This window comes from Nitrosomonas marina (assembly GCF_900110145.1).
Lineage (GTDB): Bacteria > Pseudomonadota > Gammaproteobacteria > Burkholderiales > Nitrosomonadaceae > Nitrosomonas > Nitrosomonas marina.
The window spans coordinates 1-25,748 of record NZ_FOCP01000002.1 but is presented as its reverse complement, the minus strand read 5'-3'; the positions used below and the strand labels follow the sequence as shown (position 1 = coordinate 25,748).

23 protein-coding genes and 1 riboswitch are annotated in these 25,748 nt (G+C 43.6%); of the genes, 16 read left to right on the top strand and 7 right to left on the bottom strand.

Translation table 11 applies throughout. The annotated features are described in order from the left end of the window. Window positions 1–16 precede the first annotated feature (16 nt). Complete coding sequence (motD, locus tag BMX44_RS01500) at window positions 17–808, top strand: flagellar motor protein MotD (RefSeq protein ID WP_090627307.1); 792 nt, start codon at window positions 17–19, stop codon at window positions 806–808. A 9-nt stretch (window positions 809–817) separates the two neighbouring features. Here motD and BMX44_RS01495 read toward each other — a convergent pair whose 3' ends face one another. Continuing rightward, complete coding sequence (locus tag BMX44_RS01495) at window positions 818–1,753, bottom strand: GIDE domain-containing protein (RefSeq protein WP_090627306.1); 936 nt, start codon at window positions 1,751–1,753, stop codon at window positions 818–820. Continuing rightward, window positions 1,750–2,322, bottom strand: coding sequence for a LemA family protein (locus BMX44_RS01490; RefSeq protein WP_090627305.1), 573 nt, complete (start codon window positions 2,320–2,322; stop codon window positions 1,750–1,752). Before BMX44_RS01490 ends, BMX44_RS01495 begins: the two co-directional genes overlap by 4 nt. 361 nt (window positions 2,323–2,683) lie before the next feature. On the opposite strand from BMX44_RS01490, the gene flgM reads away from it, so the two are divergent. From flgM to BMX44_RS01425, 13 genes are all read left to right on the top strand, one after another. Next, window positions 2,684–2,998, top strand: a complete 315-nt coding sequence (gene flgM / locus BMX44_RS01485; RefSeq protein WP_245738786.1) for a flagellar biosynthesis anti-sigma factor FlgM — start codon at window positions 2,684–2,686, stop codon at window positions 2,996–2,998. After that, entirely contained in the window at window positions 2,998–3,447 is a 450-nt protein-coding gene (locus tag BMX44_RS01480; RefSeq protein WP_090627303.1) for a flagella synthesis protein FlgN, read from the top strand. Before flgM ends, BMX44_RS01480 begins: the two co-directional genes overlap by 1 nt. A gap of 463 nt (window positions 3,448–3,910) precedes the next feature. Further along, a complete protein-coding gene (metK, locus tag BMX44_RS01475; RefSeq protein ID WP_090627302.1) occupies window positions 3,911–5,074 on the top strand; it encodes a methionine adenosyltransferase in 1,164 nt (387 codons plus the stop codon). A 36-nt stretch (window positions 5,075–5,110) separates the two neighbouring features. After that, window positions 5,111–5,188, top strand: a riboswitch (S-adenosyl-L-homocysteine riboswitch). Between the two features lie 17 nt (window positions 5,189–5,205). Further along, window positions 5,206–6,639: an adenosylhomocysteinase gene (gene ahcY, locus BMX44_RS01470; RefSeq protein WP_090627301.1), complete on the top strand. Its 1,434-nt coding sequence runs from the start codon at window positions 5,206–5,208 to the stop codon at window positions 6,637–6,639. Window positions 6,640–7,022: 383 nt separating this feature from the next. Next, window positions 7,023–7,868, top strand: a complete 846-nt coding sequence (gene metF, locus BMX44_RS01465) for a methylenetetrahydrofolate reductase [NAD(P)H] (protein ID WP_090627299.1) — start codon at window positions 7,023–7,025, stop codon at window positions 7,866–7,868. A gap of 121 nt (window positions 7,869–7,989) precedes the next feature. Then, a complete protein-coding gene (locus tag BMX44_RS01460) occupies window positions 7,990–8,664 on the top strand; it encodes a hypothetical protein (protein WP_090627298.1) in 675 nt (224 codons plus the stop codon). Window positions 8,665–8,688: 24 nt separating this feature from the next. Continuing rightward, window positions 8,689–9,549 carry a bifunctional methylenetetrahydrofolate dehydrogenase/methenyltetrahydrofolate cyclohydrolase FolD gene (gene folD, locus BMX44_RS01455; protein WP_090627296.1) on the top strand — a complete coding sequence of 287 codons (861 nt, stop codon included), beginning with the start codon at window positions 8,689–8,691 and terminating at the stop codon, window positions 9,547–9,549. A 27-nt stretch (window positions 9,550–9,576) separates the two neighbouring features. Further along, complete coding sequence (gene aceE, locus BMX44_RS01450) at window positions 9,577–12,237, top strand: pyruvate dehydrogenase (acetyl-transferring), homodimeric type (RefSeq protein WP_090627295.1); 2,661 nt, start codon at window positions 9,577–9,579, stop codon at window positions 12,235–12,237. 104 nt (window positions 12,238–12,341) lie between these two features. Further along, window positions 12,342–13,745: a dihydrolipoyllysine-residue acetyltransferase gene (aceF, locus tag BMX44_RS01445; RefSeq protein ID WP_090627293.1), complete on the top strand. Its 1,404-nt coding sequence runs from the start codon at window positions 12,342–12,344 to the stop codon at window positions 13,743–13,745. Window positions 13,746–13,757: 12 nt separating this feature from the next. Further along, on the top strand, window positions 13,758–14,471 hold the full coding sequence (gene nadD / locus BMX44_RS01440; protein WP_090627291.1) for a nicotinate-nucleotide adenylyltransferase: 714 nt from the start codon (window positions 13,758–13,760) through the stop codon (window positions 14,469–14,471). Beyond that, window positions 14,458–14,778, top strand: a complete 321-nt coding sequence (rsfS, locus tag BMX44_RS01435; RefSeq protein ID WP_090627290.1) for a ribosome silencing factor — start codon at window positions 14,458–14,460, stop codon at window positions 14,776–14,778. The genes nadD and rsfS overlap by 14 nt, the downstream gene beginning before the upstream one ends. Before the next feature lie 96 nt (window positions 14,779–14,874). After that, a complete protein-coding gene (locus tag BMX44_RS01430) occupies window positions 14,875–15,699 on the top strand; it encodes an HDOD domain-containing protein (protein WP_090627288.1) in 825 nt (274 codons plus the stop codon). Window positions 15,700–16,122: 423 nt separating this feature from the next. After that, complete coding sequence (locus BMX44_RS01425) at window positions 16,123–16,590, top strand: GNAT family N-acetyltransferase (RefSeq protein WP_245738785.1); 468 nt, start codon at window positions 16,123–16,125, stop codon at window positions 16,588–16,590. A gap of 129 nt (window positions 16,591–16,719) precedes the next feature. On the opposite strand, the gene purD is transcribed toward BMX44_RS01425, so the two are convergent. The 4 genes from purD to dusB are packed head-to-tail and all read right to left on the bottom strand — an operon-like array spanning window position 16,720 to window position 20,872. Continuing rightward, the gene (purD, locus tag BMX44_RS01420; protein ID WP_090627286.1) at window positions 16,720–18,030 is read right to left on the bottom strand and encodes a phosphoribosylamine--glycine ligase; all 1,311 of its coding nucleotides are present in this window, start codon (window positions 18,028–18,030) and stop codon (window positions 16,720–16,722) included. Between the two features lie 18 nt (window positions 18,031–18,048). Beyond that, window positions 18,049–19,608 (bottom strand): bifunctional phosphoribosylaminoimidazolecarboxamide formyltransferase/IMP cyclohydrolase, encoded by a 1,560-nt coding sequence (gene purH, locus BMX44_RS01415; RefSeq protein WP_090627285.1) that lies wholly within the window; start codon window positions 19,606–19,608, stop codon window positions 18,049–18,051. Next, complete coding sequence (locus tag BMX44_RS01410) at window positions 19,608–19,859, bottom strand: helix-turn-helix domain-containing protein (RefSeq protein ID WP_090627283.1); 252 nt, start codon at window positions 19,857–19,859, stop codon at window positions 19,608–19,610. The genes purH and BMX44_RS01410 overlap by 1 nt, the downstream gene beginning before the upstream one ends. Next, a complete protein-coding gene (dusB, locus tag BMX44_RS01405; protein ID WP_090627281.1) occupies window positions 19,856–20,872 on the bottom strand; it encodes a tRNA dihydrouridine synthase DusB in 1,017 nt (338 codons plus the stop codon). The genes BMX44_RS01410 and dusB overlap by 4 nt, the downstream gene beginning before the upstream one ends. 331 nt (window positions 20,873–21,203) lie before the next feature. Between dusB and BMX44_RS01400 the strand changes: the two genes are divergently transcribed. Continuing rightward, window positions 21,204–21,929 (top strand): glycosyltransferase, encoded by a 726-nt coding sequence (locus BMX44_RS01400; protein ID WP_090627280.1) that lies wholly within the window; start codon window positions 21,204–21,206, stop codon window positions 21,927–21,929. 110 nt (window positions 21,930–22,039) lie between these two features. Next, complete coding sequence (locus BMX44_RS01395) at window positions 22,040–23,068, top strand: sodium:calcium antiporter (protein WP_090627278.1); 1,029 nt, start codon at window positions 22,040–22,042, stop codon at window positions 23,066–23,068. A 64-nt stretch (window positions 23,069–23,132) separates the two neighbouring features. On the opposite strand, the gene BMX44_RS01390 is transcribed toward BMX44_RS01395, so the two are convergent. Then, the coding region (locus BMX44_RS01390) for an Ig-like domain-containing protein (protein ID WP_090627276.1) at window positions 23,133–25,748 on the bottom strand (2,616 nt) is incomplete at its 5' end.

Sequence of the window (25,748 nt, the reverse complement as noted above, 5' to 3'; positions counted from 1 at the left end):
ACATCGATAAATGAATATGGCTAGAAAAAGATTCTGCTCAAATGAAGAAGTTCATGAGAATCATGAACGCTGGCTGGTTTCGTATGCTGATTTTATTACCCTGTTATTTGCCTTTTTTGTGGTTATGTACGCGGTTTCCTCCATCAATGAAGGCAAATATAAAGTGCTGAGCGGGTCATTAGTAAATGCTTTTAAAAATCCAGTAGTCAAGCCTGAACCAACACAGCAATCTCAGGCGCCTTTACTGATAAAAAAAGAGATGCAGCAAGAAAGTCTTATTAAGATTATTGAAGAAAAAAAGTTTCAGCGCAGTAAAAAGCAGGAAGTAATGCAGTCCATGGCGAAAGATGTGCTGAAGGTGCTGGCGTCGTTGGTTGATAATGGGAAAGTCAGAGTTACACAGAGCAATCTGGGTATTACAGTAGAAATTAATGCCAGCGTACTTTTTTCTCCTGGAGAAGCACAATTATCGGATGATTCAATTGATACGTTACAGGCAGTGGCGCAAGTGTTAAAAAACCACGATCATGAAATTCAGGTTGAAGGACATACAGATAATCTGCCGATTCACAATGTATTTTTTCCATCCAATTGGGAATTATCAACTGCACGAGCAAGCAGCGTTATTCGATTATTTATAGACAGTGGTTTGGAAGGACAACGATTAACGGCAATTGGTTATGGAGAGAACAGGCCAGTAGACACTAATGACACCATCGAAGGTAGAATGCGCAATCGGCGGGTGGCTGTAATGATCTTGTCAAACGAATCGGAAAAAGAGACAGAAATTCCTGTCAGTCTGGATTAGTCATATATTCTATAAATAAATAGCCTGCGTGTCTGTATACTGTGTGAAGGCAAGTATGGTGAATACGGAAAGACCTATCAGACTGAGAATTGCAAACTGGCGATATTTTTTGACCAGTTTTTGTTGACCGAAAGTTGAGAGGATAAACGGTTGTTGTTTCTTTGTTGTATTCCCGAGTGAATAAACCGTTGGGAGCCGCGATAACTCTTGCCTGCGTTTTTCAGCTTCATGACGGGCGGCTGCTCTTACTTCTTCCCATTCGTTCATGTCTATCGTTCCGTTTTTATCTCGATCGAAATGCTTTAAAATTTGCTTGTAATTGTGTCTCCATTCACGAATTACTGTACCAGTCATCTGGTGGATACCTGGTACATTACGCCCCCCGCCCTTTGTCTTGAAATCACCGAGTGCATAAAGAATATCGTCAGCCTGTATGATTCTTTCTATGTAACGATAGCGCTTGCCGATGATTATATTGAAAAAATTGTTTGATTTATTTGCCCGGGATGGTTTTTTTGTATGGCCATACCAGGTACGCGAGTAAGTCGTTTGAACTTCTGCGCCTTCGGGATCAATTACACAGGTCCCGGTATCATCTTTAATAAGAAATTGCTCAGTACTCGTTTTTTCTTCAATTGTCGACCAGTGGCTGCTTTTACCTGTGCGTCGATATTGCTGTATTTTATATGTAAACCAGACGCACGTAGTACCTGAAAGGGGCGCAGAAAGCATTTGGTTGCTGACCATTGATACTGAACCCATAATTTCAACATAGCCTTGGGCGGCAGACCGAATTTTTGAAGTTGGCGTATCTTCAATGAGTCGTGCGCGCTTGAGGTAATAAAAAAACAGCCAGAAGCAAACAAGTGCCATTAGTGTGAAGGCAAACAGCAAAAAAAGCTGGTTGTCTTCGTTTAATAATGCATTACTTTCGATCGATATCATTGGAATAACAGGCTTACGTTCACATCTGCCTTGTCGGATTCGGAAAACTCCAGTAAATCAAATGGTTTAAATCCAAAGATTTTTGCAATCAATACATCAGGAAACTGTTCAATACGTATATTGTTGATATTTGTAGACTCGTTATAAAATTCACGACGGTCGGCTATATCATGTTCCAGTCCCGTGATACGGGTTTGTAAGTGTTGAAATGATTGATTGGCTTTAAGTTCTGGATAGGATTCTGCCAGGGCAAATAGATTTCCCAGACCCAAGCGTAATTGTGTTTCCGCTACGCCTAGTGCCTTGATGTCCGAGTCTTGTTGCGCATGAGAAACAGCGGAACGTGCCTCAATAATGGCTTCCAATGCACTTTTCTCATATCCCATATACTGCTTACATGTTTCAACAAGTTTGGGAAGTTCATCGTGTCGTTGTTTAAGCAATACGTCAATATTGGACCAGGCCTTGGAGACATTATGCTTTAGCTGAACCAGATTGTTATAAATCAAAATTATATAGACCAATATCAGACTTAAAACAATCAGTATTATTATCGTGGAATAGTCCATCTTAGTTCCTTTTTGTTAAATATGAACAAAATGCCAATTAAGCGTCTTGGATGTAAAAAAACACGAAAAGTAGTGAGATTTAACGGACTATACGAATAAAAATTGAATCAGTTAAAAAAATTGTCAACAACCATTGGTAATAAACGTATGTTTTCAGATAATTTGCATTCAAAATCAGAATGAATTTTGGTTTTTCCTTGCATTAGCTTTATCTCAACGTTAGTATCTGAGCTAACACATGCTCACAAAATTTTATTGAAAGTGGAAAATTAAACGTTCAATATCATTGTTATTCTGGCTAAAGTTTTTTTTCAGAGTGTCGATGAGACATTTAACTAAAATAATTGATAGGGAATCCAAATTGAAAATCGACAATTCTATACATTCAGTAACGAATGTTTCAGGAGGAGATGGCAAGAAACGACCAGAAAATGCCTCTGCTTCTGGCATTAATCCTGAAGATACAAATAATGCAGTTCACATCAGCGCACAAGCGATAAATTTGAAATCGTCGGAACGCATATCCAACAATGACGGTGTAGTTGATATGTCTCGTGTCCAAGAGATAAAGTCGGCGATTAGTGAAGGGACTTTTAAAGTCAATCCCGATGTGGTTGCGGATCGTTTGCTCGAAACTGTGAAAGAATTGATAAACACTAAAGAAGGCCGCTCTTAATGAATGACTTACAAAGCCTTGAGGGTTTCGCAGCTATTATTGATAGTGAGATTTGTACAGTTAAAAATTTTATAGAAGTACTAAAAAAAGAAGAAGATGCGTTGATTCAAGGGCGGATAGATGAACTAGACATGCTGGTTTCTGATAAATCCCGCTTGGCAGAAAAACTTGAAGATTTATCTGACCAGCGGTTACGATATTTATCAATTTCGGGTTGTTCACCCGACAAGAGCGGAATGCAGTCATGGTTGGCAAAACAGCCAAAAAAAGAGTTAACAGCAAGCTGGTTTCAATTGATAGAACTAGCGAAGTCCGCTCAGCAGATTAACCAGACAAACGGAAAAGTGATTTCTACCCGATTGCAGCACGCTCAACGTGCTCATCTCTCATTGCAAAGCGCAGCTGGAAATATCTCTTTATATGGCCCCAAAGGGCAGGTTTTTGTTTGAAGCTGGATTGCAGTAAAGCAATATTGCAGTAAAGCAATAAAAAAACTATTTCCTCAATTTTTCATAAAACAGCAATTGTCGTTTTAAACTTTTCCTCTATTCCTCCGGCAAAGCTTCAGTCACCAGAATTCAGCAATATTTTCAGATAGATATGTTTGGATAAAAATCCCTGTAACAAGATTTTTTTCAGGGCATATCCATAGTTTTTTGCTTCCACAACATCTCAGAATTTCCGTGCTTACTTTATCGCAAAGGTAACGATTGTAGAACTGTCAGAAATCGATTTTTGTTCTATGAGATGCTGATAGTGCCACACTAAATTCAAGGTGGCCAAAAGATATAGAATGCTATTGGTTTTAAAGACAAAAAAATGGCATGACTACTTTGTGATTCAGGTTCGGGGTTTATAAGATACGGATAATTTGGTATTATTTAAAAATTTTATAAATAAATAAGGTAGATCATGAGCGATTATCTTTTTACATCCGAGTCGGTATCAGAAGGTCATCCGGATAAAGTTTCCGATCAGATATCAGATGCTGTGCTTGATGCAATTTTAGAGCAGGACGTCAATGCAAGAGTGGCGTGTGAAACATTGTGCAGCACCGGATTAATTGTTTTGTCCGGTGAAATAACCACAAATGCAACAATAGATTATAATGTCATAGCACGTGAGACAGTTCGAAATATAGGATATACCAGTTCGGATATAGGGTTTGATTCAACGACGTGTGCGGTATTAACGGCGTTTAATAAGCAGTCTCCCGACATTGCACAAGGTGTAAATCGAACAAAAGAAGAGGAGATGGACCAAGGTGCGGGTGACCAGGGGTTGATGTTTGGTTATGCCTGTGATGAAACGCCGCAACAGATGCCTATGCCCATTTACTATGCGCATCGTTTGGTTGAACGGCAGTCAGTTTTGCGAAAAAACGGAAAATTATCTTGGCTTCGCCCCGATGCAAAATCCCAGGTATCTGTCAGATATGAGAATGGCAAGCCGAAATATATCGAAACGGTAGTTATTTCTACTCAGCATAGCCCTGATATTTCCCATGATGTCCTAACAGAGGCCGTAGTAGAGGAAATAATCAAACCTGTTCTGCCACAAGAAATGCTGAGTAATCAAACCCAATATCTGGTCAATCCGACCGGTCGTTTTGTTGTCGGTGGCCCAATGGGGGATTGCGGGTTGACAGGACGCAAAATTATTGTTGATACTTATGGCGGTATGGCGCGCCACGGAGGCGGAGCATTTTCCGGCAAGGATCCTTCGAAAGTTGATCGTTCTGCGACTTATGCAGGGCGTTATGTAGCCAAAAATATTGTGGCAGCAGGCCTTGCAGGTCAGTGTGAAGTGCAGGTTGCGTATGCAATTGGTGTGGCAAAACCTGTTTCTTTAATGGTTAATACCTTTGGAACGGGAAGAATTCCAGATACTAAAATTATTCAACTGATTGAAAAGCACTTTGATTTACGGCCACGTGCAATCATCCATACATTAGACTTGCTACGCCCGATATATTCCAAAACAGCTGCATATGGGCATTTTGGGCGTGAAGAACCTGAATTTTCCTGGGAAGCAACAGATAAAGCTGAACTTCTGCGTGCTGAAGCAGGTATCTAAACACACACTTCATTTTTAATTAGTTATTTGGTTCACAACGCTGAGGGGCGCTGCAGCGGAAATTATTCCGTGAGGCTCAGCTTGTGGATATCAATAAAACGGCGCTCGTTCGATGTTATAGGAGAAAGACTATGAACGCTGTGCTTAATCCAAACGGAAGTAATTTTACAGATTATAAAATAGCAGATATAGCCTTGGCCGAATGGGGACGAAAAGAAATTGCAATTGCTGAAACAGAAATGCCCGGTTTGATGGCAGTTCGTGAAGAATATGCAGAACAGAAACCATTAGCCGGGGCGCGTATTGCCGGATCTCTGCACATGACCATCCAAACAGCAGTGTTAATTGAAACACTGGTTGCGCTGGGTGCTGAAGTACGCTGGGCTTCTTGTAATATTTTTTCAACTCAGGATCACGCTGCTGCAGCGATCGCAGCTCAAGGTATACCGGTATTTGCTTATAAGGGAGAATCTCTTGAAGAGTACTGGGATTATGCACATCAGATTTTTGAATGGAAATCTGCAGATCAGTCGCAGAATGCAAATATGATTCTGGACGATGGTGGCGATGCTACTTTACTACTTATACTTGGAAGCAAGGCAGAGAACGATATTTCTGTTATTGCTAATCCGTCGAATGAAGAAGAAGAGGCATTGTTCGCATCGATCAAAAATAAACTGGCAGTTGACCCAAATTGGTATTCCAGGAAACTGGAGAGTATCAATGGTGTTACAGAAGAGACAACCACAGGTGTACACAGGTTGTATGAAATGCAAAAGAACGGAGAGCTTCCATTCCCTGCATTCAACGTAAATGATTCTGTCACGAAATCAAAATTTGACAATCTTTATGGGTGTAGAGAGTCACTGGTTGATGGTATCAAGCGTGCTACTGACGTCATGATTGCTGGAAAGATAGCCTTGGTATGTGGTTATGGAGATGTTGGTAAAGGATGTGCCCAATCTCTACGTGGACTAGGTGCTACCGTTTGGGTTTCTGAAATAGATCCAATTTGTGCATTACAGGCAGCAATGGAAGGTTTCCGGATAGTGACTATGGAGGATGCCTGTGATAAGGCTGATATTTTTGTAACAGCAACAGGTAATGTGAGAGTCATATCTCACGATCATATGCTGAAAATGAAGGATCAGGCTATTGTTTGCAATATCGGGCACTTTGATTCCGAGATTGATATAGCTTCTGTCCAAAAATATCAATGGGAAAACATCAAGCCGCAAGTGGATCATGTGATTTTTCCAACAGGGCGCAGAATCATTGTACTGGCTCAAGGAAGGCTGGTAAATCTTGGGTGCGGTACGGGACACCCTTCTTTTGTTATGTCAAATTCATTTACCAATCAAGTGCTCGCACAAATGGAGCTTTGGACGAATGGAAAACAATATAATAAAGAAGTGTATGTCTTGCCTAAGCATCTCGATGAAAAAGTTGCTCGACTGCATTTGAAGAAGCTTGGGGTTCAGTTAACAGAATTAACTGACGAGCAGGCTGTTTATTTGGGATTGAACAAGAACGGTCCATTCAAGCCTGAAATGTATCGTTACTAAGTTACTCAAGAACTGGCTGGAAAAAGTTGAACAAGTTCTTTACATCAAAGTATCAGAGCTTGTTCACCCTGAAATTTTAAAATACAACAGCCAATAAAAACGCTCAAAAATTTGCGCAACTAATTAAGTCTTTTAACTAGTTGTGCAGGTTTCAAATAGATGTGTATTTTCCCATAGCGCCTGTTTTATTTTCACTGGCATTGTGCTGTCGGGGAAAGCATATCTGAGTAATATGATTCTAGTTTTGTGTTTTAGAAACACGATTTGCAAGTACATTACATCACCGAGAATTCAGGTGTCTTGAAGTCTGCCATTTCTAAACGCAAGAAATATCATCATATTTCTCTGTTAGCGTAAATTGTTATGTTTCCCAATTATCCACTATGGAATCACAAAAAAAGTTTTCTCCCACTTATAGTTTTGAATTATTTCCTCCACAATCAGAGTTAGGTGTTGAGAAATTGAGAGTAGCGCGCAAAAAACTTGCGCAGCTTAAGCCAAAATTTTTTTCAGTAACCTTTGGTGCAGGCGGTTCGACTCGGGAACGCACACTCGAAACTGTACTTGAAATGCAGTCTGAAGGATATAGTGTTGCTCCGCATATTTCCTGCATTGGTTCCACCAGGAAAAATATTTGCTCAATTTTGGAAACATATCAGGCTGCAGGTGTGCAGCAGCTAGTTGCCTTACGTGGTGATATTCCATCAGGCATGGCGCAAGCAGGTGAGTTTCGTTATGCAAGTGAACTCGTCAAATATATTCGGGAAGCATTTGGTCAGGCCTTTCATATTGAAGTAGCAGCATACCCTGAGTGTCACCCGCAAGCCCGTTCTTACAAAGCAGACTTGGAAAACTTTCATCGTAAGATGGAAGCTGGCGCCGATTCCGCGATTACTCAGTATTTTTATAATGCGGATGCATATTTTTATTTTGTCGAATCATGTGAATCAATGGGGTTGTCAGTTCCAATAGTGCCAGGCATTATGCCTATTAATAAATTCTCACAATTAGTGAGATTCTCAGATGCTTGTGGGGCTGAAATTCCTCGCTGGATTCGAAAAAAATTGGAAGGGTACGGAGATGATACCGCATCTATCCATGCTTTTGGTTTAGATGTAGTAACGGAAATGTGCGAGCGCTTATTAAAAGAAGGTGCGCCGGGTTTGCATTTTTACACCATGAACAGTTCTGAGTTGACGTCGAAAATTTGGCAACGCTTGGGCATCTGATAAATAACGCCTGTCTGAATATCTTGTGCGTTTAATCAGCTGGTTCTTCTTTCATCCCTGCTAGCCGGTATATAATACGTGATATGAAAAAGTCGTCATAAATAATTAAGGTGATTGCAAGATGGATGAGAAACCAAATAATGTGGAAATGAACGGCGAAGAAAATACCATGTCTGATAATTCACCCGTTGATGCCTGTATTGATTATGGGCAAGATGTACTGGCTACTCAGCTTGGGTTCGTCAAAGATAAAAATTATGACTTTGCTCCTCAGTTCAGGGATTTGACAACACAATTGTATTTGACTGGTGTCATGTGGAAGTATGCTGAGGGGTTGGAGCAAGTTCAGGATCCGCGTGAAACGGCATTTGAGGCAATGGAAGCAATGCTAATACGGGATGGAACCAAGCCAAAAGAAGCCGGCAAACGTATAGAGTTTTTGAAACGAATGGCGCAAATGGATGATGGTAGCAATGCTTTGGCTGTCGCCGTTGGTTATGAATCACAACCGAATGATCAGAGCCTGGTAGAGGTGTTTGAACATTATACCGATGATATTCAGGTCTCAGGAGCTTTCTGGCGTCTATATGACCGGGGCAAGAAAACAATGCTTTATGGCGGATTATTTGTTGCGTTTGTTGTAATATGGTTCGTTACACTATTTATGCCAGGTAATAGTACGATAGCCATACTGGCCGCGGGGCTGATTTCAGCAGCGTTATTTGTAATACCAGTATTTTTGATCGGATTATTGATTTATTATCTGAAAATCAAAAAAAACAAGCAATCGACTTAAATTAGAAGCACGGCTGCCGATTAAATGAGCGCATATATTATCGATGGAAAACTGATTGCACAGAATGTTCGTGCAGAATGGAAGAATCGCGCAGCAAAATTAACTAAACAGGGAACAAGGCCTGGGTTGGCGGTCATCATCGTTGGCGATAATCCCGCTTCAGCAATTTATGTGCGCAATAAGGTCAAAGCCTGTAGTGAAATCGGCATTCATTCCGAAGTACATCAATTTTCCTGTAATGCCGAGCAGGACGAGATACTGGATTGTATCGATGCCTTGAATCAAAATAATCATGTTCACGGTATATTGGTGCAATTGCCGTTACCGTCACACTTCGAAAATAACAAAGTAATTGCTTCGATTGGAGTTGAAAAGGATGTTGATGGTTTTCATTTTTGTAACGTAGGCGCTTTAGTTACCGGCAATACTAATTTTACACCTTGTACGCCGTATGGAGTGATGGTGATGCTGGACAAGAGCAAAGTTGCAATTGAAGGGAAACATGCTGTTGTTGTGGGGCGTAGCAACATTGTAGGTAAGCCGATGGCAATGATGCTTCTGGAGCGAGGTGCCACTGTTACGATTTGTACGTCAAAAACCAAAGATCTGGCGCAGTTTACACGATCGGCTGATATTCTGGTGGTCGCCACCGGTCGACCGGGAATCATAACCGCAGACATGGTAAAGGCTGGTGCGGCTGTTGTTGATGTTGGTATTAACCGGTTGCCGAATGGGAGTCTGTGTGGTGACGTCGAATTTGAGACAACTAAAGAGGTGGCAGGTCATATAACCCCTGTGCCTGGAGGTGTGGGTCCAATGACAATTACAATGTTATTATGTAATACTATACTTGCGGCAGAACGTTCTCTACAGAATGCACGATGACTAATTGATGTCTACCAATTGAATAACATGGATTTACATCCCGATATAGATCCGCAAGAAACGCAAGAGTGGCTTGATGCTCTGGAATCTGTGTTGATAAGCGAGGGCCCGGAGCGCGCTCATTTTCTACTGGAAAAACTGGTTGAAAAGGCACGGCGCTCGGGCGCATACCTGCCATATAGTGCCAATACGGCGTACATTAATACTATACCGACAGGAAGGGAAGTGCGTTCGCCGGGTGATAATGCAATAGAACATCGTATACGCTCATACGTTCGCTGGAATGCTATGGCTATGGTGCTCAAAGCCAATCGCTCTACGAATGTGGGCGGGCATATTGCAAGCTTTGCTTCCGCAGCAACGCTGTATGATGTTGGATATAATCATTTCTGGCATTCGCCCAGTGAAGAGCATGGAGGCGACTTAGTGTATGTACAGGGGCATTCATCACCAGGTATTTATGCCTACGCCTTTCTTGCCGGAGAGTTGACTGAAGAACATCTGAACAATTTTCGCCAGGAGGCTGGTGGTAATGGTTTGTCCTCATATCCACACCCCTGGCTGATGCCTTCATTTTGGCAATTTCCGACTGTATCCATGGGACTTGGGCCTATCATGGCCTTATATCAGGCGCGCTTCATGAAATACCTTGGGAGCCGTGGTCTTGCAAATACGGATGGACGCAAAATATGGGCATTCATGGGCGATGGAGAAATGGATGAGCCTGAGTCCCTGGGTGCCATAACGCTGGCATCACGTGAAAAACTGGATAATCTTATTTTTGTCGTCAATTGTAACCTGCAACGCCTGGATGGACCAGTCAGAGGAAACGGTAAAATCATTCAGGAACTTGAAGCTGCATTTCGTGGTGCTGGGTGGAACGTCATCAAAGTAATTTGGGGTTCTTATTGGGATCCACTGCTTGCCAAAGATACCAAAGGATTGCTCCAGAAGCGCATGATGGAGTGCGTTGACGGCGAATACCAAAGTTTCAAGGCTCGAGATGGTGCATATGTGCGAAAGCATTTTTTCGGCAAGTATCCCGAGTTGCTGGAAATGGTAGCAACCATGTCGGATGATGATATCTGGCGTTTGAACAGAGGTGGACATGATCCGCATAAAGTGTATGCAGCTTATGCTGAAGCTGTGAAACACAAGGGGCAACCTACCGTAATCCTGGCCAAAACGATAAAAGGCTACGGAATGGGAGAATCGGGAGAGGCGCAGAATATTACCCATCAGCAGAAAAAAATGGGAACAATATCCTTAAAGGCATTTCGCGATCGCTTTGGTCTCAATATACCTGATGACAATATAGATGACGTACCTTATCTGACATTTGAGAAAAATTCGGCTGAGGATAATTATATGCGTGAACGCCGTGCTGCTTTGGGTGGTTTTTATCATCGCCGCAAGCGCCAGGCTGAGCCCTTGAATGTGCCACCGTTGAGTGCATTTGAATCCGTGTTGAAGGCCAGCGGTGAAGGACGGGAATCCTCAACGACAATGGCGTATGTGCGTATATTGAATATTCTGACTAAAGATAAACAGCTTGGTAAACATATTGTACCGATTGTTGCTGACGAATCACGTACTTTTGGTATGGAGGGTATGTTTCGCCAACTGGGTATCTGGTCGTCCGTTGGCCAGCTCTATACACCTCAGGATGCAGATCAGTTGATGTATTACAAGGAGGACAAAAATGGTCAGATCCTGCAGGAAGGTATCAATGAAGCCGGCGCTTTGTCTTCCTGGATCGCGGCTGCAACTTCCTACAGCACGCATGGCATTCAAATGATTCCTTTTTTTATTTTTTATTCCATGTTTGGATTTCAGCGCGTTGGTGATCTGATCTGGGCTGCGGGCGACATGCGGTGCCGTGGTTTCTTGATAGGTGGAACGGCTGGTAGGACCACGCTCAATGGTGAAGGTTTGCAGCATGAAGATGGTCACAGTCATATCGTGGCATCCACAATTCCTAACTGTGTATCGTATGATCCGGCTTTCTCTTACGAGCTGGCTGTGATTGTTCAGGATGGTCTGCGCCGTATGTGCCAGAATCAGGAAGATGTGTTCTATTACATAACAGTAATGAACGAAAACTATTCTCATCCGGAGATGCCTAAGGGGATGGAACAATCTATCCTTAAAGGGATGTATTTGTTCAGGGCAGCTGCAAAACGCAGTAAAGATCCGCATATACACTTGCTCGGATCGGGAACGATTTTGCGAGAAACAATTGCCGCTGCAGATATTTTGAAACGCGATTATGGTGTAAATGCGGATATCTGGAGTGTTACCAGTTTTACCGAATTACGGCGTGAGGCCTTGAAAATCCATCGATGGAATATGCTGCATCCTGAGAAAAAATCGAGAATCTCACATATTGAAGACTGTTTGAAACAAAAAGAGAGTCCTGTAATTGCTGCGACAGACTATATGAAAACCTATGCAGACCAGATTCGTGAATTTGTTCCCGGTACCTACCGTGTATTAGGTACAGATGGTTTTGGCCGTTCCGATACTCGTGAAAAGTTGCGCCAGTTTTTTGAAGTCGATCGATATTATATAACTGTTGCGGCATTAAAGGCACTGGCGGATGAAGGTAAAGTACCGGCCAAAACAGTCACGCAGGCTATCAAGCAGTTAGGTATCGATCCGGAGAAACCGGACCCTGTGACCCTTTAAGATTTATACTGCAAGTGGCGTAATAATGATATCCGAAAGGTATAATTTCTATGGGCTGTCAGTACCCCAATTTGCTTTTTTAAGAAAAAATCCAGGGAAAGCATATGAGTGAACTTAAAACAGTGCATATTCCGGATATCGGGGACTTTTCGGATATTCCTGTCATTGAGGTTTTTGTTCAGGCTGGCGCTGAGGTAAATGCTGAAGATTCTTTGTTGGCGCTGGAGTCGGACAAGGCAACGATTGATATCCCGTCGCCTTACTCGGGTATTGTCAAAGAGCTCAAGGTCAAAACAGGTGACAAGGTTTCCGAAGGTACACCTATTGCTGTGATAGAAGTGATGGAATCAGCCGAAATTTCAGAGAAAAAGGCGGATTCTGTTAATAACGAACCCGATAAAGTTGAAACAGCCGACAAACAACCCGCTTCCCGGCCTGAGACTGAACAACAGAAAACAACAGAAGCAGAACCTGCTGAACCTCAAACACAGGAAGGATCGAAGAAGGAACAACCGCAAGGAGAACTGACTAAGGAAAAACCTGCGACACCAGATCCGCTTTTAACAGAAGAAACTTTGCCTTCAAAAGCACACGCTGGTCCATCTGTACGGCGATTCGCACGTGAATTGGGCGTTAATCTGGATATGATTACAGGTAGTGGACGCAAACAGCGGATTCTAAAAGAAGACGTTCAGGCATATGTAAAAGCCAAGCTGTCACAAATACAAATGGACAGCAGGAGCGCCACAACGGGTGCGCCGCTGGATTTATTGCCTTGGCCTCAGGTAGACTTTGCCAGGCATGGCCCTGTAGAAGTTAGATCACTTTCACGCATCAAGCAAATAGCTGGTGCCAACTTGCACCGGAACTGGGTGATGATTCCGCATGTAACGCAATTTGATGAAGCGGATATTACTGATCTTGAGGCATTGCGCAAAGAATCTAATGCAACAAATAAAAAAGACACAGTCAAATTAACGTTGTTATCATTTTTAATGAAAGCATTAATTGCATCATTAAAAAAATTTCCAGAATTTAACGCATCACTGGATAAAGCTGTCAATGGCGAGACCAGTTTGATTGTTAAACATTATTATCATATCGGTTTTGCTGTTGATACGGTCAATGGTCTCGTAGTTCCTGTAATACGGGATGTCGATCAAAAAGGCGTAGTGGCTATAGCCCGGGAACTTGGTGAATTGGCTTCTCTGGCACGAGATGGCAAACTTAAACCAACGCAAATGCAGGGTGCCAGCTTTACTATTTCCAGTCTTGGCGGAATAGGTGGCACAGCATTTACTCCCATCATCAATGCGCCCGAAGTTGCCATTCTAGGTGTCTCCAAAGCCAGCCACAAACCGGTCTTCAGAGATGGTCAGTTTGTGCCACGTTTAGTCTTGCCACTTTCGTTATCTTATGATCATCGCGTTATTGACGGTGCCGCTGCTGCACGGTTTACCTCACACCTGGTAGAAGTATTAACAGATATGCGTTTGGCATTACTGTAACCTGTTTGTTGTATGTACGCTGATTTATCATGTTCCAGCGGACGACCAACAGAAAGACCAGTACTTATTGGTATTTATGGCGGAACATTTGATCCCTTACATTACGGACATCTTCGCGTAGCTGAAGAACTGATTGATACCATCTGCTTCGATCAGTTTTTTTTTGTACCCGCCGGCGAACCTCGTTTACGCGATTCACCGGGTGCATCCAAACATCATCGTGTCCAAATGGTGTCGCTTTCCATTCAGAATAATATCCGATTTTCCATGGATGACCGTGAAACAAAACGTTCAGGCGTGAGTACCACAGTGTCAACCCTGCAAGAGTATCATCAGGAATATGACGGTAAAGCCGTGCTCTGTTTTGTTATAGGTGCAGATGCTTTTGTGAAAATTCATTGCTGGCATCAATGGCGTAAACTGTTTCAATTATGTCACTTGATTATTGTTGAACGGCCCGGTTGTATTCGTGTATCAGACTCTTCTCAGCTACCACAAAAGATATTGTCTGAATGTGCATCACGATGGACAACCGATTCGCGAGACCTGGTCAGGCACTTCAATGGTATGATTTATACTGCGAATACAACATTACTGGATATTTCTGCAACTCAAATTCGTAGCCTCGTTAAAGCTGGTAAAAGTATTCGTTATCTGTTGCCCGATATTACTTTAGATTACATTAAAACACATAACCTGTACTCAGGAAAAAATGAATTCAGATAAGCTGGTTAAAATTTCGGTGGATGCACTTGAAGAAGTTAAGGCATCTGACATTAAAGTATTAAGCGTCACCAAATTAACGTCAATGTTTGATTATATTATTATCGCAAGTGCAAGTTCTTCACGGCAGACAAAAGCACTTGCTGACAATATTCAGGAGAAAGTCAAAAGCGCCGGCGGTAGCATACTGTCACAGGAAGGTGAGCAATCCGGTGAATGGGTGTTGGTAGATCTGGGTGATGTTATCGTTCATATTATGCAACCGGAAACGCGTAAATATTATAATCTGGAAGCGTTATGGATGAGCTGATTAAAAGAAGAAGCTTTTTTTGCCCGCTATTCTTAACGAGAAATTTTAATATATCATGATATAAGTCAGTATGTTAATTTGTGCTGTACATTGATCATGGTAGAAGAAAACAATTCAAAACTAGACCATTGTGTCACATTCTTGGCACAGGCTGAGATACCCATTCTAAAACAGACCGCGCGAAAATTGTCTGCTGTTACTGAGAATGTTGATCGTCTCAGCGCCCGAAATATCGCTCAGATTATTAAAAACGATCCATTGATGGTGGTGAAACTTATGCGATATTTGCAGCTTAACAGAGGTCGCTCGCAAATTCATGAAATTTGGGAGGTAGAGCAGATACTGTTGATGCTCGGTCTGGAAAATACTATGAAAATTGTTTCTGCTAAACCATACGTTGAAGATTTTTTGGGAATTACCCATAGGGAAGCCCTGGTTTGTTTGCTGAAAGTAACGCAGCGTAACAGAATGGCATCAGCTTATGCGTATGATTGGGCCATCCGTTTGCAGGATCTGCATTATGAAGAAATACGAATAGCTGCATTAACGTATGATATTGCGGAAATATTGATGTGGTGTTATGCGCCAAAAGCAATGCTGCAAATTCAGCACATACAAACGAAAAATAAAACCATTCGCAGCAGGCAGTTACAAGAAAAGTTACTGGGTTTCTCGCTGTACGCACTCCAGTATGCGTTGATTACACGATGGAAACTACCTGAATTGTTGATAACCCTGATGGATGATAATTGCCACGATCAGCGGCGTGTGAAAAATGTAATACTGGCTGCCAATCTGGCGAGGCATGCTGCCAATGGATGGGATGACGCTGCCTTGCCCGAGGATTATGAACAAATTGGTCAATTGCTGCATTTAGATCCAGAGGAAGTAACAACTGTTATCAGTCTCAAAAAATCTTAGGTCAGCAATGTCATTTTTATAAAATATGTATGGCTGACTGATTAAACACTGCTCATTCATCATCCGGGAATATGTCTTCGTTCGGATCATCAATTTGTATATAGCCATTTGTGACAGCCGGGTTCACATAGATATCTCCCAGTATGTACGCCATGACCGGCTGATCTGCGGGTATTATTCATCCCAGCGACCGGCAAATTGATCCAGTGCCAGCAAGGCTTCTTCCCCGGTTACAGGCTGGTAGATGCGTTCTAAACCGGAGCTTATCGTATAAGCTAAATGCGTTTAAAATAAGTGTGTTTTAAAAAAAACGTATGACTGAGAGTATCGGAAACAGTCAGCACAACTTTTACCACCAGAAAAATTTAACAATTTTCAAAAAAAAGGTGTAAGTTGTTTGTTCGATTGAATGAAAATTTACAATTGAAGTTAGCAAATATAACCATTTTATTGATGACAATCCGGATTAGACCCGCTGAAAAAATAGATTATGATTGGTTGCTGGATTTGCACCATACCGTTTACCGGGAACTGATCATTGAGGAGTTTGGATACTGGGATGATGATGAAGAATTCGGATTGTTTTTAAAATCCTGGGAGACAAAAAAAATCGAGATTATCCTGAAGCTGGAGAAACCTGTGGGTATGTTTATAGTTGAACAGCAGGGAGACTATCTGTGGCTGGATGAAGTTCAAATCGATCCTCAGTATCAGAATCAAGGCATAGGTAGCGAGATCATTTTGCGATTGATTTTTCGGGCGCGTAAACTGGGCCTGCCGCTGAGGCTACGGGTATTGCATGCCAATCAGGGTGCCTTTCGTTTGTATCTAAAGATGGGGTTTCAGCAAATCAATTGTGGAGAACATCACTATCTCATGGAGGTGATTTAGACACAAATTAATCGGAAGCAGATCAAGCTTCAAGTAAAACCACAATGGATAGTGCTGATTGCGCAATTAGAATTGCACAAAATAAGTTTCAGTATTGATTCGTTTAGTTTCCGGCGCCTGATTGACCCACTACGATTTGTAGATGAAGTCTATGCCATGATAACCAATATCGTGGCGCATGCAAGAATTATCAAAGCGGATATGTTTGGCAATATCATAAGCGTGCTGCTGGGCAAGCTTCAGATTGTCACCAAGGGCTGTTACACACAAAACACGGCCACCAGCGGTTACAAACTCCTGCTGACTATTATTCTTTATCAACGCCGTACCGGAATGAAAGATATGGAAGTCGTCCACGGTATGCTGCCTGGTCATCAGGTCAGATAGTCCGTTTATGACGTCGCCTTTCCGAGGATTTTCAGGATAGCCCCCGGCAGCCATAACGATCCCCAAAGCGATGCGTCTGTCCCAGTCTGTCTCAGCTTTATCTAGCGTACAATCGAGTGCTTGTTCGATTAACGTGGACAGATCACTTTTAAGACGCATCAGTATTGGTTGTGTTTCCGGATCGCCCATACGACAATTGAATTCCAGAACGCTTACGTGGTTGTCTTCAGTAATCATCAAGCCGGCGTATAGGAATCCGGTGTATGGAGTGCCTTCTTCTGCCATACCATGAACTGCAGGATATATGACTTCACGCAGAATTTGTGAATGTAAACCGGGTGAAATGAACGGAGTCGGTGAATAAGCTCCCATGCCTCCGGTATTGGGACCTGTGTCTCCGTCATGTAGACGTTTGTGATCCTGACTGGTGGCTAAAGGCAAAACATGCTGTCCATCACACATGACGATGAAACTGACTTCAGTGCCCTGGAGAAATTCCTCGATAATGATTTCTACACCCGCCTCACCAAAATGTTTTGATATAAGAATCTGATCAATTGCATCATGTGCTTTCTCCAATGTTAGTGCCACGATAACACCTTTACCTGCGGCCAGGCCGGCGGCTTTTATAACAATCGGTGCGCCTTGTTGCTCAATATATTGATGTGCAGCTTGTGCGTCGGTAAACGTTGCATAGGCAGCAGTAGGGATGTTATGACGATACATAAAGTCTTTGGCAAAACTTTTAGAAATTTCCAGTTGCGCCGCTTTACGGGTCGGACCAAAGATTTTCAATCCTGCATCAAGAAATGCGTCGACTAGGCCCTCTGCCAGTGGTAATTCAGGACCTACAACGGTAAAAGCTATTTTCTGACTTTGGGCAAAGTCGATCAACGCTGGAATTCCAGAGATTGAAATATTTTCGAGTCCGTGTTCGTTTGCAGTTCCGGCGTTTCCGGGGGCAACGAATACCTTCTCGACGCGTGGTGACTGAACAAGTTTCCAGGCTAGTGCATGTTCTCTGCCACCGCTGCCGATTACCAGTAATTTCATATCTATCAGTTAGGCTGTTTAATGTCTGAAATGCCGAACACTCGTGAAGACCATTGCGATATTTTGCTCATTTGCTGCAGCAATGACCTCTTCATCGCGTATGCTTCCTCCAGGCTGGATGACAGCGTGCGCTCCTGCTTCCACAACAATATCAAGACCGTCCCGGAAGGGGAAAAATGCATCTGAAGCAGCCACTGAACCGGATAAATCCAGTCCCGCTTGGCGGGCTTTTATGGATGCAATTTTTGCGCTGTCGATGCGACTCATTTGACCAGCGCCAATACCGAGCGTCTGATTATTCGAACAGTAGACAATGGCGTTGGATTTGACGTATTTGGCAACCCGCCAGGCAAACAGTAAATCGTTCATTTGTTGCTCGGTTGGCATTTTACGGGTTACGACTTTGAGTGCTTCCCGTGGTAATTGATAGTTATCCGGTGATTGCACCAGCAAACCTCCGCCGATACGTTTCAGATCATACTGATGGCTTGCGTGGTCCAGAGGAAGTGTTAGGACACGGATATTACTCTTTTGCGCTAATAATGTACGCGCATCACTGGTCACATCAGGTGCTATGATTACTTCGACAAATTGCTTGAGTATTGAGGCGGTAGTTTCGGGGTCTAGTGGCCGGTTAAAGGCAATAATACCGCCAAATGCAGAAGTTGGGTCAGTCGAAAAAGCGCGTTGATAGGCTGTCAGTATATCGTTTGCAACTGCGACCCCGCAGGGGTTGGCATGTTTGATGATGACGCAGGCGGGGTCTTCGAAAGATTTAACGCATTCCCATGCTGCGTCAGTATCAGCTATATTATTGTAGGATAACGCTTTACCCTGTATTTGATGATAGCTGGCCAGACCGCCAGGTACGGGGTGTAAATCGCGATAGAAAGCCGCTTTCTGGTGTGGATTTTCGCCATAGCGCATGAATTCCACCATGTTGAAGTTCAGGTTCAATGCGCCAGGAAAATCGTTGTGGTGCCCATCTTCATCAATTGCTGTCAAATAATTGCTGATAGCGCTGTCATAGGCAGCAGTGTGAGAGAACGCTTTTTGGGCGAATTTGAACCGGCTGATAGCACTTGTGGTGCCATTATTTGCCGCTAATTCATTGAGCAGTGCCGGATAATCTTCTGGATCCGTTATGACAGTAACCTTCTTATAGTTTTTTGCGGCCGCTCGAACCATGGCAGGTCCGCCTATATCGATGTTTTCGATCGCATGGTCCAGCGTACAGTCTGGCTTGGCTATTGTCTGTGTAAACGGGTAGAGATTGACGATAACCAGCTCGATATCTGCAAAGCCGGTTTGTTCCATGGAAGATGCATGGTCAGGTGAATCTTTTCGTGACAGTATGCCGGCATGAATTTTTGGGTGCAGGGTTTTGACGCGTCCGTCGAGCATTTCGGGAAATTCGGTGTATTCACTGACCTCGGTGACCGGAATGCCGTTTTCCTGCAATAGCGTGGCAGTGCCGCCTGTTGAAATTATGGTGATTCCTGATTGATGGAGTGTGCGAGCGAGTTCGGTTACCCCTGTTTTATCTGAAACACTGATCAGTGCCTGTTTGATAGACATTATATACCTTGTTTGATTTGATACCGCTTAATTTTCTGACGCAATGTATTCCTGTTGATTCCAAGAAGCTCTGCGGCCTGTGTTTGATTTCCGTGAGTGTATTGCAGAATGACTTCAATGAGTGGTTTTTCCACGCTTAAGATGACCATATTATGGATAGGGCAGGGTTTTTCGCCATCCAGATCGCTGAGATATTTTCCAATTGATTTACGTATACAGCAAGAAATTTCATTTTCATTAATGGTATTCATACAGCGACCGCCCCTTCTTCTTTTATATATTGCAAATATTGATTGTGATCAGATAACTGTGTAAAGAAGCTGTTTGTCTCAGATAGCTGTTCCTCGCAAGTTTTCAATTGATTCATCTTTTGTCGAAATCCCGCTGAGCCTGCCAAACCCTTTGTATACCATGCGATGTGCTTGCGAGCGATGCGCACACCCGCATATTCACCATAAAACTGATATAAATCATTTAAATGCTGCATAAGTACAGCATGAATTTCACTTACTTTGGGCGGCGGCAGATATTCACCGTTATTCAAATAATAATCTATCTCCCTAAATATCCAGGGTCTGCCTTGTGCAGCACGGCCAATCATTATCGCATCTGCCTTGGTGTATTCAAGCACATGGCGTGCTTTCTCGGGCGTAGAAATATCTCCATTAGCTATGACCGGAATCTTTACAAGGGATTTTACGGCTGCAATAGTATCGTATTCCGCGTTCCCCCGATACGCGCAGGCACGTGTACGCCCATGAATGGCCAGCGCCTGAATACCGTTATTTTCCGCTATTCTGGCAACGGTCAGTGCATTTTTATTTTGTAGATCCCAGCCTGTCCTGATTTTAAGGGTGACTGGAATATTTACAGCATCTACAACCGAATGCAGAATTCTATCGACGAGTTTCTCGTTTTTCATCAGCGCCGATCCGGCCATGACATTACAGATTTTTTTTGCTGGACACCCCATATTAATGTCAATAATCTGTGCTCCTTGATCAGCGTTATATTGTGCTGCGGCAGCCAGCATTTCTGGGTCCGCTCCGGCGATCTGTACCGAAATTGGTGAAACTTCGCCATCGTGATTTGCACGGCGTTTTGTTTTTTCGGATCCCCATAATAACGAATTACTCGTTACCATTTCAGAAACAGCCATCCCGGCCCCCATTTTTTTGCATAATTGACGGAAAGGACGGTCCGTGACGCCGGCCATGGGTGCAACAACAAGATTGTTTTTGAGTTTATAAACGCCGATTTGCATGCTGTGAAGATATTGGTTTTACTGAGTAATGAACAAAAGTGGACAGGATAGCAGCTGCGTGAATGGAGATTATCTGAGGTGTTGTATCGCGAGCTTGACCACACATCCATCCGCTATTATATAAAGATAGTTTTTCTGTAAGCAATAAAGCGTATAAAAAAAACAAAATCTTCAATTGATTTAAGCTAAAATATTCCCATTCCAGTTATCGGCCGGTTAAGGTTGAATTCTTCTATGTATCGTATATATATTTTGATTCTGAAGACTGAATCTTGACCAAACGATACCGTCAGTATCTGGTATTACAGCAGGTGGCTTCACTCGTATATTTATGCGTCTTTCAATTATTATTCCAGCATTTAATGAATCACGTTTGATTCTCCACTGCCTTGACTCGGTTTCAAAATCATTGACTGCCAATCAGAGAGCCGGGTTTGGATTTGAAGTGATCGTAGTGGATAACAACTCGACCGACAATACTGCTGAACTTGCCGGGAAGGCTGGTGCCAGAGTCGTTTTTGAACCGATCAATCAAATCGGACGAGCGCGTAACGCCGGTGCTGCCGTTGCAAAGGGTGACTGGTTTTTATTTGTCGACGCAGACAGTTTATTGAACCCGGACATGATTGCAGATATTCTGAAATTGATGGATTCTGGAAAATTTGTTGGCTGCGGCAGCGTTATGCATATGCCCGGCTCTCCATGGCTGGGTACATTAATATTAAAAATCTGGACTGTAATCTCGGTTACTTTTGCCTGGGCGTCGGGTGCATTGATTGTTTGCCGTGCGGATGCGTTTCGGGATGTCGGTGGATTTAATCTGGATTTGTATGCGGCAGATGAAATAGATCTGAGTCGTTTGTTAAAAAAATGGGGGCGCAAGCACGGATTGAAGTTCACTATACTGAAACGCTCTCCTTTAATCACTTCAGCCCGCAAGTTAAAATTGTATACTGCCCGCGAAATGGTCAATCAATTTCTCCAGGTACTTTTTCATCCACGCAAATCTCTGCAAAACAAAAAGAAACTGCCGGTCTGGTATGATGGGCGGCGTTAAATCCAGAATCAGCGCATCACTTGACCCATTACGTTGCTGAATTGAACGCGTTTTGTGCAGGCGGTAACGGATTATCGGGTTTCACTTCCAAGAGCAACTGACCTCGCTTCATGTTAACAGCACATTTGTTTATTTGGTTTAAGTTTCTTTTGTGTGCAGTTCTAATTGGAATAGCTGGCACAAAACTGACGCGGTATGCGGACGTTATTTCCGACAAGACTGGATTGTCAGGTAACTGGATTGGGCTTATCTTTTTATCCACAGTAACGTCCCTGCCTGAACTTATGACCAGTATCAGCGCATTAACTTTGGCCGTAGTTCCCGATATTGCTGTGGGAGGAATCATGGGCAGTTGTGTGTTTAACCTGGTCATTTTGGTGATACTGGATTATCTGATGCGGGGACAGTCAATTTATCACCGTGCCAGCATCAATCACACCCTGTCTGCCGCATTCGGTATCGTACTGATCGCCATTGCCGGGCTGGGGATTTTAGTTTCCAGTTTTAATATTTCATCATTCATAAGTTTCTCGTTTATGAGCGTGTATACCCCAGTTATTGTCGTATTATATCTGGTTGCAATGCGTGGGATATTTATTCACGAGCATTCCCAGTTCGAACAAGCTGTCAAGCAGGTTGCCAGCCGTTATCCACATATCACCATTGTTAGAGCAACAATAGGCTATCTGTTGAGTGCGTTGGTTGTAGTTGTCGTTGGTTTTTACCTGCCATTTGTGAGTACTGAACTTGCCGATGATATGGGGTGGAGTCAAACGTTTGTCGGTACATTGTTTGTTGCTGTTACCACATCACTACCAGAACTGGCTGTTACAATTGCAGCCCTGCGCATAAATGCGCTGGACATGGCGCTTGCAAATGTTCTGGGTAGTAATCTGTTTAATATTGCAATCCTGGCATTTAATGACCTGATTTATTTACGAGGTTCTTTGTTTGCCGATATTTCTCCCTACCATGCGGTATCAGCTTTTACTGCTGCTGCAATGACGGGTTTGGTCATTATTGGACTGGTTTATCGACCCAGATCGCAGTTATTTATGAATATCGGCTGGGTCAGCTTGAGCCTGTTGGCGCTTTATTTTGCCAATGCTTATATTCTGTATTATCAAAACAACAGTTAAATAAACAGCCCTTCGGAAATACCGAGGGGCTGTCGAGTTTGGTTTTTCGATGTAAACGAGTCAGTTATTTATAATAGACTTTCACTGACTTTGTTGTGGTGTTGCCTGCGCGATCACTGGCAGCGACAGCAATCGTATGCAATTGAGTTTTCTTTTTTCTTGCAGTGGATACATTGAGCAGATAATTCAGTGACTCATTATCGCTTAACATAACCGTATTTCCATCAATGGATAAAGCGATTTGAGAAACACCCTGATCATCATTCGCTGATATATTGACCACCGTATTAGATTTAAGTGTCACACCATCGTTGAGGTTAAAACTGCTGATGACCGGTGCAGTAGTATCAGATGCAGAAACATTGTTAACTGTAATGTTTCTGTAGAAAGAGATACCCTTGTTGCCTGCAGCGTCATACGCGTAAGCCTGCAGATAGCCATATCCGTTCACTGATTGCGTGGTATCCCAGTCTATGCTGAATGGAGCATTTGTGCTGGAACCGACGTGAACATCATTGGCGTACAGATCGACACGGACGATACCGACATGGTCGAATGTTTCGAATTCCACGCGGGTAGTGCCCGACACTTTTGCCCCCGATGATGGCGATGCCACCGTAACGATCGGAGCCTCCTTGTCAGTTGATTCTGCAACAGCATTCTGCACAGTTACGGAAACATTTGCGGATACGCCCTTGTTATCGGCTTCATCGAATGCGTGCGCGGTCAGGGTATAACTGCCGTCGGCGACGGTTGTTGTATCGATTGTAAAGTTAAACGGAGCCTGGGTGCTTTTACCCAACAGCTGGCCGTTGACATATAAATCTACCGATACGACACCTACATTGTCAGTGAAGTTGAAATTGACAGGTATGGTTCCCGATACCGTGCCACTGGCTGGTGAAGCGATATTGATAGTCGGCGCTTGCGTATCAGCCGGTGTTGCAGTCTCAGAATTATTGACTGTAACATTTCTGTAGAAAGAAACACCTTTATTACCGGCGGCATCAAATGCCTTTGCCTGCAGGTAACCATATCCGTTCACTGATTGCGTGGTATCCCAGTCTATGCTGAATGGAGCATTTGTGCTGGAACCGACGTGAACATCATTGGCGTACAGATCGACACGGACGATACCGACATGGTCGAACGTTTCGAAATCAACACGGGTAGTGCCCGACACTTCAGCACCCGGAGACGGCGACGCAACCGTAACGATCGGAGCCTCCTTGTCAGTTGATTCTGCAACAGCATTCTGCACAGTTACGGAAACATTCGCGGATACGCCCTTGTTACCGGCTTCATCGAATGCGTGCGCGGTCAGGGTATAACTGCCGTCGGCGACGGTTGTTGTATCGATTGTAAAGTTAAACGGAGCCTGGGTGCTTTTACCCAACAGCTGGCCGTTGACATATAAATCTACCGATACGACACTTACATTGTCAGTGAAGTTGAAATTGACAGGTATGGTTCCCGATACCGTGCCACTGGCTGGTGAAGCGATATTGATAGTCGGCGCTTGCGTATCAGCCGGTGTTGCAGTCTCAGAATTATTGACTGTAACATTTCTGTAGAAAGAAACACCTTTATTACCGGCGGCATCAAATGCCTTTGCCTGCAGGTAACCATATCCGTTCACTGATTGCGTGGTATCCCAGTCTATGCTGAAAGGCGCATTTGTGCTGGAGCCGACGTGAACATCATTGGCGTACAGATCGACGCGGACGATACCGACATGATCGAACGTTTCGAAATCAACACGGGTAGTGCCCGACACTTCTGCACCCGGAGACGGCGACGCAACCGTAACGATTGGAGCCTCCTTGTCAGTTGAATTGTTAGCAGCATTCTGCACGGTTACGGAAACATTCGCGGATACGCCCTTGTTGCCGGCTTCATCAAATGCGTGCGCGGTCAGGGTATAACTGCCGTCGGCGACGGTTGTTGTATCGATTGTAAAGTTAAACGGAGCCTGGGTGTTTTTACCAAACAGCTGGTCGTTGATATATAAATCAACCGAGACAATTCCAGCTTCATTCGAGTAATTGAATTCAATCGGTATAGTTCCGGATACTTTTCCACCAACAGGTGAGGATATACTGATTATTGGTGTGTCAACAGCTGGTTTGTCTGTGGCCGTACCGTTATCAACAGATACCGTGATACCTGACGATCCCTGATTGCCTGCTGCATCCAGTGCTACCGCATTGAGCGTGTTATGACCGTCATCCATGGCGGTTGTATCCAGTGAAAAGGTAAAAGGTTCCTGAGTACTTTGACCGTAGTGTTGCCCGTTTACATACAGATCGACGGATACGACACCCACATTGTCAGAATAGCTGACTTCGACAGGAATAACGCCGGATACGACGCTGTCACTGCCCGGGCTGGTAATCGTAATGCTGGGTGCTTTACTGTCTCCGGTACCTGGGCTGCCGGAGGTATTGTTTAAAAACCAGTCAACCGTGCGGTAGACTTCAGTGGTATTACCGGCCATGTCCTGAACCCGTGCGTAGATTTCCGTATCCGGATCGCTCAGCGCAGCACCGAGATTGACGACGGTAACACCGTGTTTTTCAGCGGTGCCGGCGAGATTGTTACAGCTGCCGCCGGCGCCCAGGACGCATACGACCAGGCTGTTGGGGTTAATGCCGCTGCCAAGATCGACAGTGCCGACGCG